Source organism: Brevundimonas sp. NPDC055311 (genome assembly GCF_053645695.1).
The window spans coordinates 177,159-192,604 of record NZ_JBSHMV010000003.1; the positions used below are offsets into that span (position 1 = coordinate 177,159).

The 15,446-nt window shown below is 68.2% G+C and carries 17 protein-coding genes; 11 read left to right on the forward strand and 6 right to left on the reverse strand.

Going from position 1 to position 15,446, the window contains the following annotated elements:
• Window positions 1-12 precede the first annotated feature (12 nt).
• The 5 genes from ACWIDZ_RS11970 (at window position 13) to ACWIDZ_RS11990 (ending at window position 3,782) form a co-directional block, all read left to right on the forward strand.
• The gene (locus tag ACWIDZ_RS11970; protein ID WP_454071137.1) at window positions 13-1,494 is read left to right on the forward strand and encodes a putative 2OG-Fe(II) oxygenase; all 1,482 of its coding nucleotides are present in this window, start codon (window positions 13-15) and stop codon (window positions 1,492-1,494) included.
• A 2-nt stretch (window positions 1,495-1,496) separates the two neighbouring features.
• Window positions 1,497-2,183 (forward strand): HAD-IA family hydrolase, encoded by a 687-nt coding sequence (locus tag ACWIDZ_RS11975; protein ID WP_453989279.1) that lies wholly within the window; start codon window positions 1,497-1,499, stop codon window positions 2,181-2,183.
• Window positions 2,184-2,192: 9 nt separating this feature from the next.
• Entirely contained in the window at window positions 2,193-2,954 is a 762-nt protein-coding gene (locus ACWIDZ_RS11980; RefSeq protein ID WP_453989281.1) for an ATP12 family chaperone protein, read from the forward strand.
• Between the two features lie 79 nt (window positions 2,955-3,033).
• Window positions 3,034-3,483 (forward strand): hypothetical protein, encoded by a 450-nt coding sequence (locus ACWIDZ_RS11985; protein WP_453989282.1) that lies wholly within the window; start codon window positions 3,034-3,036, stop codon window positions 3,481-3,483.
• Window positions 3,480-3,782, forward strand: coding sequence for a winged helix-turn-helix domain-containing protein (locus tag ACWIDZ_RS11990; protein WP_453989283.1), 303 nt, complete (start codon window positions 3,480-3,482; stop codon window positions 3,780-3,782). Before ACWIDZ_RS11985 ends, ACWIDZ_RS11990 begins: the two co-directional genes overlap by 4 nt.
• Here ACWIDZ_RS11990 and ACWIDZ_RS11995 read toward each other — a convergent pair.
• Complete coding sequence (locus ACWIDZ_RS11995; RefSeq protein ID WP_453989284.1) at window positions 3,772-4,530, reverse strand: pseudouridine synthase; 759 nt, start codon at window positions 4,528-4,530, stop codon at window positions 3,772-3,774. The genes ACWIDZ_RS11990 and ACWIDZ_RS11995 overlap by 11 nt on opposite strands.
• Window positions 4,531-4,834: 304 nt before the next feature.
• Here ACWIDZ_RS11995 and ACWIDZ_RS12000 point away from each other — a divergent pair, with 304 nt between their 5' ends.
• Entirely contained in the window at window positions 4,835-5,326 is a 492-nt protein-coding gene (locus tag ACWIDZ_RS12000) for a hypothetical protein (protein WP_312218855.1), read from the forward strand.
• Here ACWIDZ_RS12000 and ACWIDZ_RS12005 read toward each other — a convergent pair.
• On the reverse strand, window positions 5,323-5,970 hold the full coding sequence (locus ACWIDZ_RS12005) for a DUF938 domain-containing protein (protein ID WP_453989285.1): 648 nt from the start codon (window positions 5,968-5,970) through the stop codon (window positions 5,323-5,325). The genes ACWIDZ_RS12000 and ACWIDZ_RS12005 overlap by 4 nt on opposite strands.
• Before the next feature lie 209 nt (window positions 5,971-6,179).
• Here ACWIDZ_RS12005 and ACWIDZ_RS12010 point away from each other — a divergent pair, with 209 nt between their 5' ends.
• Together ACWIDZ_RS12010 and ACWIDZ_RS12015 are read left to right on the forward strand one after the other, a co-directional pair.
• Window positions 6,180-8,024, forward strand: a complete 1,845-nt coding sequence (locus tag ACWIDZ_RS12010; RefSeq protein ID WP_453989287.1) for a phosphoenolpyruvate carboxykinase (GTP) — start codon at window positions 6,180-6,182, stop codon at window positions 8,022-8,024.
• A gap of 52 nt (window positions 8,025-8,076) precedes the next feature.
• Window positions 8,077-9,099: an NAD(P)/FAD-dependent oxidoreductase gene (locus tag ACWIDZ_RS12015; RefSeq protein WP_453989289.1), complete on the forward strand. Its 1,023-nt coding sequence runs from the start codon at window positions 8,077-8,079 to the stop codon at window positions 9,097-9,099.
• On the opposite strand, the gene ACWIDZ_RS12020 is transcribed toward ACWIDZ_RS12015, so the two are convergent.
• A complete protein-coding gene (locus ACWIDZ_RS12020; protein ID WP_453989291.1) occupies window positions 9,096-9,836 on the reverse strand; it encodes a TonB family protein in 741 nt (246 codons plus the stop codon). The genes ACWIDZ_RS12015 and ACWIDZ_RS12020 overlap by 4 nt on opposite strands.
• 149 nt (window positions 9,837-9,985) lie before the next feature.
• Between ACWIDZ_RS12020 and ACWIDZ_RS12025 the strand changes: the two genes are divergently transcribed.
• Both ACWIDZ_RS12025 and ACWIDZ_RS12030 read left to right on the forward strand, forming a co-directional pair.
• Window positions 9,986-10,783, forward strand: coding sequence for a transglycosylase SLT domain-containing protein (locus ACWIDZ_RS12025; RefSeq protein ID WP_453989292.1), 798 nt, complete (start codon window positions 9,986-9,988; stop codon window positions 10,781-10,783).
• Between the two features lie 89 nt (window positions 10,784-10,872).
• Window positions 10,873-12,015: a DUF2336 domain-containing protein gene (locus ACWIDZ_RS12030; protein WP_343828976.1), complete on the forward strand. Its 1,143-nt coding sequence runs from the start codon at window positions 10,873-10,875 to the stop codon at window positions 12,013-12,015.
• Between the two features lie 21 nt (window positions 12,016-12,036).
• Here the strand turns inward: ACWIDZ_RS12030 and ACWIDZ_RS12035 are convergent, their stop codons facing one another.
• From ACWIDZ_RS12035 to ACWIDZ_RS12045, 3 genes are all read right to left on the reverse strand, one after another.
• Window positions 12,037-12,507 (reverse strand): Hpt domain-containing protein, encoded by a 471-nt coding sequence (locus ACWIDZ_RS12035; RefSeq protein WP_453989293.1) that lies wholly within the window; start codon window positions 12,505-12,507, stop codon window positions 12,037-12,039.
• Window positions 12,508-12,584: 77 nt separating this feature from the next.
• A complete protein-coding gene (locus ACWIDZ_RS12040) occupies window positions 12,585-13,364 on the reverse strand; it encodes an NAD kinase (RefSeq protein ID WP_291781419.1) in 780 nt (259 codons plus the stop codon).
• 31 nt (window positions 13,365-13,395) lie between these two features.
• On the reverse strand, window positions 13,396-14,490 hold the full coding sequence (locus tag ACWIDZ_RS12045) for a DUF2336 domain-containing protein (protein ID WP_453989295.1): 1,095 nt from the start codon (window positions 14,488-14,490) through the stop codon (window positions 13,396-13,398).
• Between the two features lie 187 nt (window positions 14,491-14,677).
• Between ACWIDZ_RS12045 and ACWIDZ_RS12050 the strand changes: the two genes are divergently transcribed.
• Window positions 14,678-15,436 carry a class II aldolase/adducin family protein gene (locus tag ACWIDZ_RS12050; protein ID WP_453989296.1) on the forward strand — a complete coding sequence of 253 codons (759 nt, stop codon included), beginning with the start codon at window positions 14,678-14,680 and terminating at the stop codon, window positions 15,434-15,436.
• Window positions 15,437-15,446 lie beyond the last annotated feature (10 nt).

Genomic DNA, 15,446 nt, shown 5'->3' on the forward strand with positions numbered 1-15,446 from the left:
CCGGCCGTCCAGATGCGTCTTCAGCGCGCCGAGGCGCTGGCTCATCAAGGCGACTTGACGGGCGCGCTGGCGGTGTTGGAACAGGCGCCGCCAAACGAACGGATCGCCGTTCAGACCTTGCAGGTCGATCTTCTAAAGGCGCTGGACCGCAAGGAAGAGGCCCTGGCGATTCGTCGCGAGCAAGCCGCGCTCGCGCCCCGCAGCGTCGTCGCCCAGCACAATCTGGCGAGCTTGCTCGGCGACACCGGCCGCAACGCCGAGGCTGTCGAGGCGGCGCGCCGGGCCATGGGCAATGGCGGAGACGCGCCGGAAACATGGTTGGTCCTGGCCCGCGCCCTGTCCGCCTGCTCCCGACATGACGAGGCGGTCGACGCCTATGGTCAGGCCATCAAGCGGCGCCCGGCCTACAGCGATGCGGTGCGGGAACTGGCGCAACTGATCTGGATGCGCGGCGGGACGCGTGAAGCGGCGACGGCTCCGGTGCTGAAGGCGCTGAAAGACGCCCCAGGCGATGCCGAACTGCTGACCTGTCTGGCGGTGGTCCTGTTATACGGCGGGGCCGATCCGCGCGAGGCTTGGGACGAACTGACCCGCCGAGCCAGGGAGGGGGGCGTGCGGGCGGCGACGGTCGAGGTGGCGGCGAGCAAATTTGCGTTGAAGTTCGATATGGGTCTGGCCCTGGATCACGCGCGCGCCGCAACGCAGCTGGAGCCGGGCGTGATCGAATCCTGGGCCAATCTGGCGGAAGTCTTGATCGCATCGGGCGCTGCCGATGAAGCCCTGGAGATTCTACGCCAGCTGCTGGCGGCTCCGGGCGCGGATCAGAAGGTTCTGGCCCTCCACGCGACGGCGAGCCGGGTGAAGGGAGGGGGCGACCCTCTGGGCCTCGATGACATCAGCGGCTTGGTGGGCGCCCTGACCATTGATGCGCCGCCGGGATGGAAGAATCTGCCTGCCTATCTGGCCGACCTGAAGACGGCTCTTTTGGCGCAGCACGCCTATGAGAATCACCCGCTCGGTCAGAGCCTGCGGCACGGGACGCAGACGCCCGTGGACCTGACCTTGGTCGACGATCCGGTCATCCGCGCCTTCTTCGTCGCCATTGACGGGCCGATCCGTCGCCATCTGGCACAGTTGGGGCAGGGGGCGGACCCTGTCCGCAGCCGCAATACAGGAGACTACAGGCTGAACGGCTGCTGGTCCGTGCGGTTGGCGCCGGGCGGGTTCCACGAGCATCACATCCATCCCAAGGGGTGGTATTCCTCGGCCTGCTATATCGAGACACCGCCGGTGGTTGACGCGGGCGGGCGCGAGGGTTGGCTGGCCCTGGCCCAGCCGCCGTTCCCGACTTCGCCGTCGCTGGAGCCGCTACGCTATGAAAAACCTGAGCCGGGCAAGCTGGTGCTGTTCCCGTCCTGCCTGTGGCACGGCACCGTGCCCTTCGGCGGCGACCAGCCGCGCCTGACCGTGGCCTTCGACATCGTGCCGGTCTGAATATGATCGCTTCCGATGCTCCGCTCGCCGTCTTCGACATCGACGGCACCCTGGTCGACAGCCGCGCCTCGATCCATCGCGCGGCCTGCGAGGCGGCGCAGGTTCTGGGCCTGCCTGAACCGGAATACGATCGGGTGCGCCAGATCGTGGGGTTGAGCCTGCATCACGCTTTGCACGTGCTGGAGCCGTCCTTGACCGACGCCGAACTGGCCGATTTCGTCGCCGCCTTCCAGGCCAGCTTCCGCGCCATGTATGAGGCCGGGCATGAGGAGCCACTCTATCCCGGCGTGATGGACACCCTGCGGCGCCTGAAGCGCGACGGCTGGCGGCTGTCGCTGGCGACGGGCCAGAATCGGCGCGGCGTGGCCCGCAATCTGGCGCGGCCCGAGTGGGCCGATCTCTTCCTGTCCAGCCATTGCGCCGAGGACGGGCCGGGCAAGCCGGATCCGGCCATGCTGCGCGCCGCCATGAGGACCTGCGGAGCCGACGCCGCCTCGACCGCCATGATCGGCGACACCAGCCACGACATCGCTATGGCGCTGGCGGCGGGCGTGCATCCGCTGGGCGTCGGCTGGGGCTTTCATACGGTGGAGGAGCAGGCGGCTGCGGGCGCGCTTCACATCGCCGCCGATTTTCCCGATCTGGAGGCGGCGCTTGATCGGTTCGCCTCGACCAAGCTGTTCGCCTAGAAGTCCGTCATGACCCATATTCCCCCGCTGGACCCCAACGTCGCCGCCCAGAAGGGCTTTCGTGAATCCGAGGAGCGCATCAAGCGCTTCTGGAAGAGCGCTGGGGTCGAGGCCCGCGACGGAGGCTGGATCGTCCTGCTGGACGGCCGCGCGCCCAAGACGCCGGCCGGAAACGCCATCGTCCTGCCGACCGAGGTGGCGGCTCGCCTCGTGGCCGACGAGTGGGACGCTCAGGGCGAGCATCTGACGCCCGCGACCATGCCCGCCACCCGCCTGGCCTCGACCGCCATCGACCGGGTCAGCCAGACGCGTGGTCCCGTGGCCGAGGAAATCGCCCGCTACGCCGGGTCGGACGTGCTCTGCTATCTGGCCGAGACGCCGTCGGGCCTGATCCAACGTCAGCAGGCGGAATGGGGGCCATGGCGCGACTGGGCCGCGCGCGAGCTGGGCGTCGAACTGCATCCGGTCGAGGGGATCATCCATCGGCCCCAGGCGCCCGAGGCTCTGGCGCGGGTCGAGGCGCTGGCGCTGGAGATGGACGACTTCGCCCTGACCGGGCTGGCGACGGCGGTTCCGCTGTTCGGCTCGGCGGTGCTGGGGCTGGCGGTGCAACGCGGGGCGCTGGCGGGCGAGGCGGCGCTGGACCTGTCGCGTCTGGACGAAGCCTTCACTGACGAGCGCTGGGGCGTGGACGAGGAAGCCGCCGCCCGCACCAATGCGCACCGCGCCGAAGCGACCCTGCTGCAACGGTGGTTCAAGGCGCTCAAATAACTTTCTGTTCTGGAAAGTCATGACTTGAAGAAGTGGAAAGTCATCGTCATTTTCCTTTCTGGAAAGTGAGGGATGTCTCATGTCAGATACGCATGACGCGAAGGCCGCTCTTGAGCAGATACGCCAGACCCGCGAGCAGGCCTTCTCGAAGATGAACTACTGGCCCTGGTGGTACGACGCCGGTTACGCCTTGGCGTGCGCTCTTCTGGTTGCGGGGCAGGGCTTCTCGACCGCTATCGGCATGGCCTGCGTGGCTGTGGCCATCGCCATCCTGGTGACGATCATGCGGGTCTGGCAGGATCGTACGGGGGTCTGGGTGAACGGCTACAGCCCGCGTCGCGCTCGCTGGGCCGCCATCGTTCTCGCGGCGCTCCTGATAGGATTGATGGGTGTCAGCATCTGGCTCGGGCGGGTGCAGGGCGTGGTCTGGGTTCCCTTCGCCAACGGTTTGGCGGCGGCGGTTCTGGGCGTCATCGGGATGAGGGTCTGGATGCGTCTGTATCGTATCGACGTGCGGAGCGTCTCGTGAAGCCGCCGGTCTTCGATACCGTGATCCATGCGCCGGGAAGGCTGCAGATATGCGCCATCCTGTCGGCTGCAGAAGCCGAGTTCGCAATAGTGCGCGACGCGATTCAAGTCTCCGACTCGGTTCTGTCGAAACACGTCAAGACCTTGGAGGAGGCGGGCTACGTCGCTGTCCGCAAGGCGGCGCAAGGCGGGCGGCAGCGCACCTGGCTCAGCCTTACGTCAGCAGGAAGGACGGCCTTCGCATCCCACGTCGCCGAACTGAATCGTCTGGCGGCCATGACGACGTTGGTCAGCCCTTGATCAGAGCCGCGCGTTCGTCCGCCGTCAGCATCCGCCATTTACCTTGCGGCAGGTCGCCCAGCTTCACCGGACCGATGCGGATGCGGTAGAGGTCGACCACCTCCAGCCCGACCAGTTCGCACATGCGGCGGATCTGGCGGTTGCGGCCCTCGCGCAGGATAAAGCGCAGGCGTTGCGGCTCCATCTGGGTGACGCGGGCGGGCTTCAACTGGCGGCCGTCCAACTCCAGCCCGTGACGAAGTTTCGTCAGTTTGGCCTCGGTCACGGCGCCGGCGACGCGGACCAGATACTCCTTGTCCAGGTCCGACTGGGGGCCGATCACGGCCTTGGCCACCACGCCGTCCGACGATAGCAGCAGCAGGCCCCGTGAATCCTCGTCCAGCCGCCCGACCGGGGGCAGGGAGGCGTCGCGCGCCGGGGCTTCGCCTTCGCCGACCTTGTTCGCGGCGGTCAGCAGGCGCACCGCCGGGACCTTGCCCGGCTCGGGCTGGCCCGAGACATAGCCGACCGGCTTGTGCAGCAAGATGGCGACCCCCGCCGCCAGCGCCGCCTCGCCCTTGTCGTTCAGGGACAGGGTCTGGCCCGGTTCGATCTTGCGGCCCGCGTCGCGCACGACCTCCCCGTCGATGCTGACCAGGCCATCGGCGATCAGCCCCTCGGCTTCGCGGCGCGAGCAGACGCCGGTCTGGCCCAGCCACTTGTTGATGCGGACGGGCTCTGCGCCCTCATAGGTGCGGGTGAAGGCCATGGCCTGACTGACTCTCCGATGCGATGGGCTGTGTAGGGCGGCGTTGCGGGCGGAGGCAAGGCTGCGGTCGTGGCGACGCGATTCAGATTTTCCGTCTCGGCGATGAGTTCACGTTTTCGTCGCCAAGTTGACCTTGAGCATCATAAGCCTATATCAGCAGTCACCCTGATGACTTTGCCGCGTTCGCTTCCGCCCGTTTCGGATTGCGACGTTTGCCGTGTTTGATCCGGTTGCGGCGTACGGGGCGCGACGTTTTCTCAAGATCGTCCGCGAATATTGATCGATAACCTTCGAAGGAGACATTTTGTACGCTCAACGCAAGACCGCGACCGCCCCTCGTTCCCGCCAATACGGCAACCGCCCCGCGCCCGCTCGCCTGCGCTTCGGCCTGATCATGCGCAAGGGCATGGATTTCGGCGAACTCGGCGACATCGAGACCGCCCTTCGCTTTGAAGGCGTGTCTCTGGCTCCGATCTCGACCGGCGAGGGCAGTCTGGTTTCGGGCGGACTGACGGTTCTGGCCACGGCGACGGCTGACGACATCAGCGGCGGTCGGGTTCAAGGCGTGGTGATTCCCGGCGGCATGGCGGACGAGGCCGGTCTGGCCCAGGTCAAGGCGCTGGTGAACCTCGCCAAGACGCAAGGCTTGCCGGTTCTCGCTTTCGCCGACGGGGTGGCCCTGGCGGCCGACGCCTTTGGTCAGGCCGCCGACGCGCCGGGCGCCGTGTTCCGCGACGGCAAGGTCGCCCTGCTGAACGATCGCGCCGAACTGACGGCGGTGGTCGCCGCCATCTAAACGCGGCGGAAGATCAGGCTCAGGTTGTTGGCGGGCATGGCCCGCCGCAGCGTCAGGGCCAGACCATGCGACCGGGCGAGCGTCTCGACCTCGCCCCGGTCGCGCAGGCCCCAGGCCGGATCACGCGCCTTCAGACTGTCGTCGAAGGCGGCGTTGGATGGGGCCAGCGGGGCCTCGGCCTCGCGATAGGGGCCGTACAGATACAAAACGCCGCCGGGGCGCGTCAGCGACCGTTCCGCCAGCCGCATCAGGCCCTCGGTCGCCGCCCACGGGCTGATGTGGATCATGTTGATGCAGACGATGGCGTCCAAGGGGGCGTTCAACGCCTCGCCCGACCAACTCGCCTCATCCAGCATGTCGATCGTCTGTGCGGGCCGCAGGTCCCCTGCGTCTGCCGTCGACCGCCAGGCTTCGATGCTGGCGCGGGCCTCCGGACTGGGGTCGCTGGGCGTCCAACTCAGGCCGGGCAGGGCGGCGGCGAAGGCGGCTGCGTGCTGTCCCGATCCGGCGGCGATCTCCAGCACCCGCCCCTGATTGGGCAGATGGGCGCGCAGCACCTCCAGTATGGCCGCGCGGTTGCGCTCGGCCGCGGGCGAGGTCAGGGCGCCGGAAGAACCGCCCGGCGTCGACTTTACAGAATCCATGGTCTTCACGCCGAAGGAGATAACTGTCTGCGACCCTTCTGGCGATTTAAATGTGCTCGTCGGCGGCCTTCCCCGGATAACGGGAGAATGAAACGTGCAGCGGTTGACCTTACGTCCCGTCGGGTTCATTGCCCCCGTAACACAGCGTGATCAGCTTATTGCGTGACGGCGACGACAGATCGCCGCGCGCAGGTTCAGGAGAGCAAGACGTGACTCAATCGATTCTCGGACTCCATCCGGCGCCGACCGAACACAAGGGCCTTGTCGCCTGGGTGGAGCAGATCGCCGCCCTGACCAAGCCGGACCGTGTTCACTGGTGCGACGGATCGGACGCCGAGAAGTCGGCCATCGTCGCCGATCTGATCGCCAAGGGCACGCTGAAGGAACTGGATCAGACCAAGCGCCCCGGCTGCTACTACGCCGCCTCGGACCCCAAGGACGTGGCCCGCGTCGAGAGCCGCACCTTCATCTGCTCGCAGGACCAGGCTGACGCCGGCCCGACCAACAACTGGTCCGATCCGGTCGAGATGCGCGCCCGCCTGAACGGCCTGTTCGACGGCTGCATGAAGGGCCGCACCATGTATGTGGTGCCGTTCTGCATGGGGCCGCTCGGCTCCAAGATCTCCGCCCTGGGCGTCGAGATCACCGACAGCGGCTATGTCGCCGTGTCGATGGGCGTCATGACCCGCATGGGCAAGGCGGCGCTGGACCTGATGGGCGCTGACGGCGAGTTCGTCCCGGCGGTCCACACCGTGGGCGCCCCGCTGGCGGAAGGCCAGGCCGACGTTCCGTGGCCCTGCAACGACGACAAGTGGATCGTCCAGTTCCCGGAAACGCGCGAAATCTGGTCCTATGGCTCGGGCTATGGCGGCAACGCCCTGCTGGGCAAGAAGTGCTACGCCCTGCGCATCGCCTCGGTCATGGCCCGCGACGAAGGATGGCTGGCCGAGCACATGCTGATCCTCAAGCTGACCAGCCCCGAAGGCGTGGTGAAATATGTCGCCGCCGCCTTCCCGAGCGCCTGCGGCAAGACCAACCTGGCCATGCTGCAACCGGCGCTGGACGGCTGGAAGGCCGAGACGGTCGGCGACGACATCGCCTGGATGCGTTTCGGCGAAGACGGCCGCCTGTACGCCGTGAACCCGGAAGCGGGCTTCTTCGGCGTGGCTCCGGGCACCAGCCGCAACACCAACAAGAACGCGCTCGAGACCCTGACGCGCGACACCATCTTCACCAACGTCGCCCTGACCGCCGACGGCGACGTCTGGTGGGAAGGCCTGACCAAGGACGCGCCGGAAGGCCTGACCAACTGGAAGGGTCAGCCGCACGATCCAGCCTCGGGCGAGCCTGCCGCGCACCCGAACTCGCGCTTCGCCGTGTGGGCCGGTCAGTGCCCGTCGATCGCGCCTGAGTGGGAAGACCCGGCGGGCGTGCCGATCGACGCCATCCTGTTCGGCGGTCGCCGCGCCTCGGCCGTGCCGCTGGTGACGGAAGCCTATGACTGGGAGCACGGCGTCTTCATGGGCTCGACCGTGGCCTCCGAAGGCACCGCCGCCGCCGAGAACAAGGTCGGCGAACTGCGCCGCGATCCCTTCGCCATGCTGCCGTTCTGCGGCTACAACATGGGCGACTATTTCGGCCACTGGCTGAAGATGGGCGAGAAGGCCGACGCGTCCAAGCTGCCGCGCCTGTTCTTCGTCAACTGGTTCCGCAAGAACGAGGACGGCAAGTTCGTCTGGCCGGGCTTCGGCGACAACGCCCGCGTGCTGAAGTGGATCGTCGAGCGTCTGGAAGGTCAGGCCGAGGCTGTCGACACCCCGGTCGGCCGCGTGCCGTCAAAGGCTGCGCTGGACCTGTCGGGCCTGACTCTGACCGACGCCGATCTGCAGATCCTGCTGGACGTCGACGCCGACGTCTGGACCGAGGAAGCCGCCCTGATCCCCGCCTTCTACGAGAAGTTCGGCGATCGCCTGCCCAAGGCCCTGTGGAACCAGCACGCCGCCCTGACCAAGCGTCTGGAAGAGGCGCGGGCGGCCAAGCTGGCGGCTGAATAAAAGACCGTCCTCAACGGTTGAAATCGGGGCGCGGGAGGTCGAAGGACATCCCGTGCCCCTTTTCAATTCTCCCGAACCTTTCTTCGACGCCGTGGTCATCGGCGCGGGCGCTCTGGGCCTGTGCGCTGCGGCGGAGCTGAGGCGGCGCGGACGCCGCGTGGCGGCGGTCGATCCCGGCGGCGTCAACGCCTCGGCCGTGGCGGCGGGCATGGTCGCGCCCGCCATGGAGTGCGCCATCGACGATCTGTCGCTCGAAGCGGCGCAGGCGTTGCGTCGCGCGCGCGACCTGTGGCCCGCCTTCGCAGAGGCGACGGGCGTGCGCCTGTATGGCGATCTGGCTGAATGGCGCGGCGGAAACGTCGCCGAACTGGCGGCGCGGATGGCGGCTCTGGGCTTTCAGCATCAGTATGACGCCGCCTCCGCGCGCCTGACGACGCCTGAGGACGCCAAGGTCGATCCGCCTCAGGCGCTGGCGGCGCTGGCGCAGGGACTGACGGTGATCGAAGCGCGGGCGCAGAGCGTGTCACGCGATGGGCAGGGCTGGCGGGTCGAGACGACGGCGGGCGCCGTGCGTGCGGAGCATCTGATTCTGGCTACCGGCGCTGATCCGGCGCTGGAGGGCCTGCCGCCTGAAGCGCGCGCGGCGGTCGCCTGCATCACGCCCATTCGCGGCCAGATCGGTCTGGTGAAGGAGAGGCTGGTCGATCACGTGGTGCGCGGACCGGGCGCCTATGTCGCGCCGATGGGCGAGGGCAGCGTGATCGGGGCGACGATGGAGCCGGGCGAGCGCTCCCTGATCCCCGACGCTGCGCGTTGCGCGGCCATGCTGGCCGCTGCATGGACGGTGCTGGACCAGTCGCCGCGTTCTCTGACGATCGACTGGCGGGCTGGGGTGCGAGGAACGACGCCGGACGGCCTTCCCATGGCGGGGCAGGTCGCGCCGGGTCTCTATGTCGCGCTGGGCCCGCGCCGCAACGGCTGGCTTTTGGGGCCGCTGATCGGCGCTGGCGTCGCCGATGCGACAGAGGGCCGACCCGTCCCCGAGCCGACCCTCCATCCCTCGCGGTTCCTTTAATCCTTGGGCAGGTCGAAGCGGATGGCCATGGTGACGCGGGCGCCGTCGACCGCCTGACCGTCCACCGTGCGCGGCCTGAGACGGAAGTAGCGGCTCAGGCTCACCGCCGCTCGGCCGAAGCCCTGATTGCCCGGCGTCTCGGACGTGACCGAGCAACCCGTCAGGCTGCCGTCCATACGCACCAGACAGGACAGTTCAGCCACGCCGCCGATGCCGCGCGCTTCGGCGGCGGACGGATAGGCCCGCATCAGTTGAGCCGCCGTCGGCTTCCGAACCCAGTCGGGCTGGGTGATGACGGGGACGGGCTTGGGCGGTTCCGGCGTGACCGCTGTTCCTGTCGAAGGCTCGGCTGCCGGTTCGGTCAGATTGATGACCGGTCCGGCGTCATGGCTGACCACGGGAGCCAGCGGAACCTCCAGCGGGGCGACGTTGCTGGGCATGACCTGTGTCGGCCGGTGGATCGGCGGCGTCGGCGCGGGCGAAGCCTTTGGCGGCGTCTCAGGCTTCGGCGGCAGCGGCGGACGGATCAGCTCGATGACGGTAGGCGGCGGCTCGCTGACCGAGGGCGGGACATCCGCCAGCTCGAACCGCTGCTGATACAGCCAGACGCCGGCGCCGACGTGGACCAGGGCCGAAGCGGTGATCATCGCCCACACCCACCGGGGCAGGGGCTTCTTGCGTTGTTGGAAGTCGAGGGGGGTGACCACGCCGTGGCCCCCGGCGATACGCATCATCATGACTTACGCGCCTCCTGTCGCAGGCCCTCCCCAGCGCCCACATGACGATGTTCGCGCTTTGCTTGCGGCCTTATTGTGGCGCTTCGAATTGTTAACGGCGAAGCTGCGATGTTAAGGTTTGGTTTACCTAGGTTAGCGACCGTTCACACATGACCGTGAAAGCGATTCCATCATCCGGCGGCGTGGAGGCGGCCATTCGGCGCGCCTCGACCTCGACCGGCGTGGATTTCGACTTTCTGATGAAGACCGCGCGCCGCGAAAGCGCGATGAACCCCAATGCGCGCGCGCCGACCTCCTCGGCCTCGGGCCTGTTCCAGTTCATCGAACAGACCTGGCTGGGCACGGTGAAGCGGCATGGCGCCAAGCACGGCTACGGCCAGTATGCGGACCTGATCTACCAGGGCGGGGACGGACGCTGGCAGGTGCGGGGCTCGGCGCGCAATGTGGTGCTGGACCTGCGTTTCGACCCCCATGCGGCCTCGACCATGGCGGCCGAGCTGACGGCCTCCAACGCCGCCTATCTGCGCGGCCGCACGGGGCGCGAGCCGGGGGCGGGCGACCTTTACGCCGCCCACTTCCTGGGCCCGGCGGGCGCGGCCAAGCTGCTGGAGGCGGTGCAGTCGCGACCCCATTCAAGCGCGGCGGCTCTATTCCCCGAAGCGGCCTCGGCTAACCGATCCATTTTCTACCGCAACGGTCGACCGGCGACGGCGGCCGAGGTTCACGCCAACCTGCAGCGCACGGCGGGCGAGGCCTTCCCGGCGTCCGGCGTCGGGGCGGGCAAGGCGGTTCCGGAATTCAGCGAGAAGGATCGGATGCTGGCCGCGCGTCTGGACCGGCTGAAGCAGGATCAGAGTCTTCTGGCGCTTCTGCTGGGCCAGGACGGGCAGGGGGCGGGCGGCGGATTCGGCGGGGCCTTCGCTCCGCCTGCGGACAAGGTGGCGTAACCACGCTTCCGCCTTATTCCTAAGAGAGCGTTAACTATGTAACGCTAGGGGTGACGATTGATTCCTCGCTGACCCTGAGCCTCCGAGCCATGACCGCCTACCGCGCCAGACTGACGGAAAGCGACATCCGGCGCCTGATCAAGTCTGATCTGGAGGACGAGCGTGCGGCCGCCGCTCACAAGCTGTGCCGCAGCATCGACCGGATGCCGCTGGACGATGCGGGGCGCGAGGCGGCGCAGAAGATCCTGGGCGTGCTGACGGCGGATGCGGCGGAACTGGTGCGTCGGGCCGTGGCGGTGACGCTCAAGGCTTCGGACATCATGCCGCGCGAGGCGGCGCGCCGGCTGGCGGGCGACGTGGACAGCGTGGCCCTGCCCATCATCAACAGCTGCCCGGCCTTCACGGACGACGACCTGATCGAGATCGTGCGCGCCGGGACGGCGCTGCGCCAGGTGGCGGTGGCGTCCCGCCCGCGCGTGCCGCGTGACGTGGCGACGGTCCTGGCTGCGGAAGGCAAGCAGGAGGCGGTCGCCGCCCTGGCCGCCAATGACAACGCCGACCTGTCCGAAGCCGCTCTGGGTGTCGCCCTGGATCGATTCAGTGACGCCCCCGAGGTGATATCGGCCCTGGCCTATCGTCAGGTCCTGCCGCTGTCGGTGACCGAGCGGCTGGTGGTCCTGGCCAGCGAGGCGGTGCGCGAGCATCTGATCACCCGCCACGCCCTGGCGCCCGAGACCGCCATACAGTTCGCCGATTTCGCGCGGGAGCGGGCGACGATCGACCTGGTGGATCAGGCGCGGACGACCGAGGATCTGCCCGCCTTCGTGGCCGGGCTGAACAGTCGTCGGGTGTTGACGCCGTCGCTGCTGCTGCGGGCGCTGGCGCGCGGCCAGATCGGTCTGTTCGAACACGCCCTGGCCGAACTGGCGGGCACGCCGCACCATCGCGCCTGGCTGATGGTGCACGACGCCGGGCCTCTGGGGCTGAAGGCCATCTATGACCGCGCGGGAATGCCGCCGCGCCTGTTCCAGGCGTTTCGCGCCGGGGTCGACACCTGGCGGACGCTGCAGGCCGAGGGCGGCGACACCGGCAGCGCCGCCTTCCGCCAGCGGATGCTGGAGCGCTTCCTCAGCCAGCGTCCGGACGCGGCGCGCGAAGACTTGGCCTATCTGCTGGAACGGCTGGACCGCCCGGCCGGCGACGATTGGCGTGGTGCCGTCAGCGCGGCCTGAGCCGCGCCCCCAGCCATCATCTTAGCCCAGGTGTTCCGCCGCGCGGGCTTCCAGGGTCTCGGCCAGGTCGCGGCCGACCGGATGGTCGTCGGTCTGGATCTTGTCGCGCACCACGGCCTTGATGGCGTCGATATGGGCGTCGACCACGGCCAGCGGGGCCTGCATCCGCTTGTCGGCGTCGTCGAGCATCCGGCACAGGGAGGCGGCGATGCGCGTGACCAGCGGATATTCGTAGGTGGTTCCCAGCCCCTTGAGATCATGAGCGCGGAAATACAGGGCCTCGGCCGTTTCGGGGCTGTAGCCCTGGCTGCGGATGTCGGCCTGGGCCTTGTCGAGCTTGGCCACCTCATCGTTCAGCCACTGGCCGAACTGGGCCGACATGGCCTTCAGGGCCTCTTCGGCCCTGGCGATCGCGCTGGCGTCAATGCCGCCGAATCCGCCGCCGACCTTGGCGCGCAGGGGGTTGGGCGGGCGGATGACTTGGTTGGTCACGAGATGACTCCTCAACAGCAAACGCCAGTCTGTCGCACAGAGGCTTAAAATCCGGTGACAACGCTCATCGGCGCGGCTCAGGCCGCGAACTGTTCGGCCATGACCCGTTCTTCATAGGAGCGGCCCGCATCGAACAGCATGGTCAGGGTGATGTCGCGCCGCTCGCGCACTTCCACGCGCGAGACGCGGCGCACCTCGAAATTGTCGGCGGTGGCGCTGACCGGCCGCTTGTCCGGCTCCAGCACGTCGAACCGCACCCGCGCCGTGTGCGACAGCAGGGCGCCGCGCCAGCGCCGGGGCCGGAAGGCGCTGATCGGCGTCAGCGCCAGGCTGGGCGCGTCCAGGGGAATGATCGGCCCGTGCGCCGACAGGTTGTAGGCGGTCGAACCCGCCGGCGTCGCCACCAGGCAGCCGTCGCAGGTCAGTTCCTCCAGCCGCACCTTGTCATTGATGCTGATGCGCAGCTTTGCGCTCTGGCGCGTCTGGCGCAGCAGGGAGACCTCATTGATCGCCAGGCCGCTGTGGACCTGGCCGCTCTCGACCCAGGCGTCCATCTGCAGGGGGTGCAGCACGGTGCGATCGGCCTGGGCCAGCCGATCCAGCAGGTCGTCTTCCTCATAGTCGTTCATCAGGAAACCGACCGAGCCGCGATTCATCCCATAGACGGGGGTGCGCAGCTGCAGGTTGTTGTGCAGCGTCTCCAGCATGAAGCCGTCGCCGCCCAGGGCGACGATCACCTCAGCCTCGGCGGCTGGAACAGAACCATAGCGTTCGCTCAACCGTTTGCGGGCGGCCTCGGCCTCGGGCCGGTCGCTGGCGACAAAGGTGATGGCGGTGGGCTGGAAGGACTGAGTCACGGCGCTACGCAAGCGGAGCGGAGGCCCGCTGTCAAACCGACGGCCCGTCTTCGGGCGCGGTCAGCAGGCGAAATTCATAGGCGGCCTGGGTCGCCGAGCGTTCGGCCGGACGCCAGGCTTCGCCGTCGGGGTCATGCGGCAGGCCATGGTTCAGCTGGCGAACCTCGCGCAGCAGGGCGGGGAAGGCGGCGCGGTCCAGGCCCGCCGCGGCGCAGGCCAGGAACAGGGGGCGGGCGCTGTCGCCGCGCAGGGCGCGCCGCAGGGCCTCTGTTTCCAGGCGGCTCAGCCGGGCCAGGGCGTGGATGAACAGGTCCAGCTTCTCCTCCCTCAGCGCCCGCATCAGGGTGGAGGGACGCAACTGTCCCGCCGCATGCAGCTTGGCGGCCAAACGGGCGGCCGCCTCGTCCGGGGTGATCCCGGCCGCTTCCTGGGCGGCGGCGGCGACCGCCGTCGCGAGAGCCGAGGCGTCCAGGCTGAAGCGTTGGGATATGGCCTGTCTCAAGGCGTCGCCGACCCAGGCGTAGAGCCGCAGGGCCTGATCCTCGCTCAACTGAGGATGGCGCGTCAGCGGCGCGCGCAGGGCGGCGATGGAGCGCGCCTTGTCCACCAGGCGGGTCATGTCCCGCGCCTCCAGCCGCGCGGTCCGGTTGACGGCAAGAGCGGTCATGACGGCGGGTTCGCCGCGATCCAGGATGACGCGCGCCGGTCCGGGCCCCAGGTCCGGCCGCAAAGCCACCTGAACCTGATGCTCCAGCGAGGCGTCCTGCAGCAAGGTCAGAAGATCCGCGTCCAGCAGCAGGGGGCTGGCGGCGATCACCGGGCGGGCGATTTCGATTGCGTCGGCGGCGAGCAGGCGCATCAGATCCGCCGGCGCCCAGGCGGCGTCGGCCAGCCTCTCGGCCAGGACGCGCCGAATGTCCTGTTCAGCTGCGCGGACCATGGCGATGAACACCTCGGTCAGGGCTGGCGGCGCGTCCGCCTGGCCGCCGACCGAATGATAGAGATCAGCCACGCCCAGCAGCAGGCGCTGTCGCTCCTGTGGCGGGCGTCCGGCGGCCAGGTCGATCAGTTGATGAAGGCTGGCCAGCGGCAGAGGATCGCCGGATCGGGACGATGCGAACGCCACGATTGAGTCCACGGAACATCCCCCGATGATGCGGCCGCGCCGCGCAGCAGCGCAGTGTTCGCTCGCGTCGATGAAAACAGGGTTAACCAAGTCTTCCGTTTTCGGTCCCCTCACGGCGTTCGGCGACTTGACGCGGGGCGGAGGCGGAGAGAGGTTTCACCTGAACGCTGATAAGGGGAGAAGGCCGATGACGGACGCAACCTCGCTGAAGTCCCAGGTGTCCGAGGCGGAGTGGAAGGCGCGGGTCGAACTGGCGGCTCTCTATCGTCTGGTGGCGCTCCACGGGTGGGACGACATGATCTTCACCCATGTCTCGGCCCGCGTGCCGGGACCGGAGCATCACTTTCTGATTAATCCCTACGGCTGGTATTTCGATGAAATTACAGCATCTTCCCTGGTAAAGGTCGATCTGGACGGCAATGTCGTTCAGGACACGACCAGCTTCATCAATCCGGCGGGTTTCACCATCCATTCGGCGGTCCATGCGGCCCGCGAAGAGGCGCATTTCGTCATCCATCTGCACACGGTGAACGGCGTCGGCGTCGCGGCCCAGAAGGAGGGCCTTCTGCCGATCAGCCAGAACGCCTGCCTGTTGCAGCACCAGGTCGCTTATCACGGCTATGAGGGGCTGGCGCTGAATCATGACGAGCGCGAGCGCCTGGTGGCGGATCTGGGCGACAAGCCGTTGATGCTGCTGCGCAATCACGGAACGCTGGCGGTCGGAAGCACGGCGGCCGAGGCCTGGATCGGCATCTTCTTCCTGGAGCGCGCCTGCGCCCAGCAGGTCGCGGCCCTGTCTGCGGGGCGCGACAATGTCCTGATCGCGCCCGACCCGGCGCAGGCCGAGACCAGGGAGCAGGGCAGGGGCATCGGCTTCGTCTCGTCCCTGGCATGGCCCGGCGCCCTTCGCCAGTTGCAGCGAAGATCGCCCGGCTACGACGTCTAGGAAGGACGGG

Coding starts and splice junctions, on each gene's coding strand:
- ACWIDZ_RS11970 (WP_454071137.1), top strand. CDS start 13: ATGCGTCTTCAGCGCGCCGAGGCGCTGGCTCATCAAGGCGACTTGACG.
- ACWIDZ_RS11975 (WP_453989279.1), top strand. CDS start 1,497: ATGATCGCTTCCGATGCTCCGCTCGCCGTCTTCGACATCGACGGCACC.
- ACWIDZ_RS11980 (WP_453989281.1), top strand. CDS start 2,193: ATGACCCATATTCCCCCGCTGGACCCCAACGTCGCCGCCCAGAAGGGC.
- ACWIDZ_RS11985 (WP_453989282.1), top strand. CDS start 3,034: ATGTCAGATACGCATGACGCGAAGGCCGCTCTTGAGCAGATACGCCAG.
- ACWIDZ_RS11995 (WP_453989284.1), bottom strand. CDS start 4,530: ATGGCCTTCACCCGCACCTATGAGGGCGCAGAGCCCGTCCGCATCAAC.
- ACWIDZ_RS12005 (WP_453989285.1), bottom strand. CDS start 5,970: ATGGATTCTGTAAAGTCGACGCCGGGCGGTTCTTCCGGCGCCCTGACC.
- ACWIDZ_RS12020 (WP_453989291.1), bottom strand. CDS start 9,836: ATGATGATGCGTATCGCCGGGGGCCACGGCGTGGTCACCCCCCTCGAC.
- ACWIDZ_RS12025 (WP_453989292.1), top strand. CDS start 9,986: ATGACCGTGAAAGCGATTCCATCATCCGGCGGCGTGGAGGCGGCCATT.
- ACWIDZ_RS12030 (WP_343828976.1), top strand. CDS start 10,873: ATGACCGCCTACCGCGCCAGACTGACGGAAAGCGACATCCGGCGCCTG.
- ACWIDZ_RS12050 (WP_453989296.1), top strand. CDS start 14,678: ATGACGGACGCAACCTCGCTGAAGTCCCAGGTGTCCGAGGCGGAGTGG.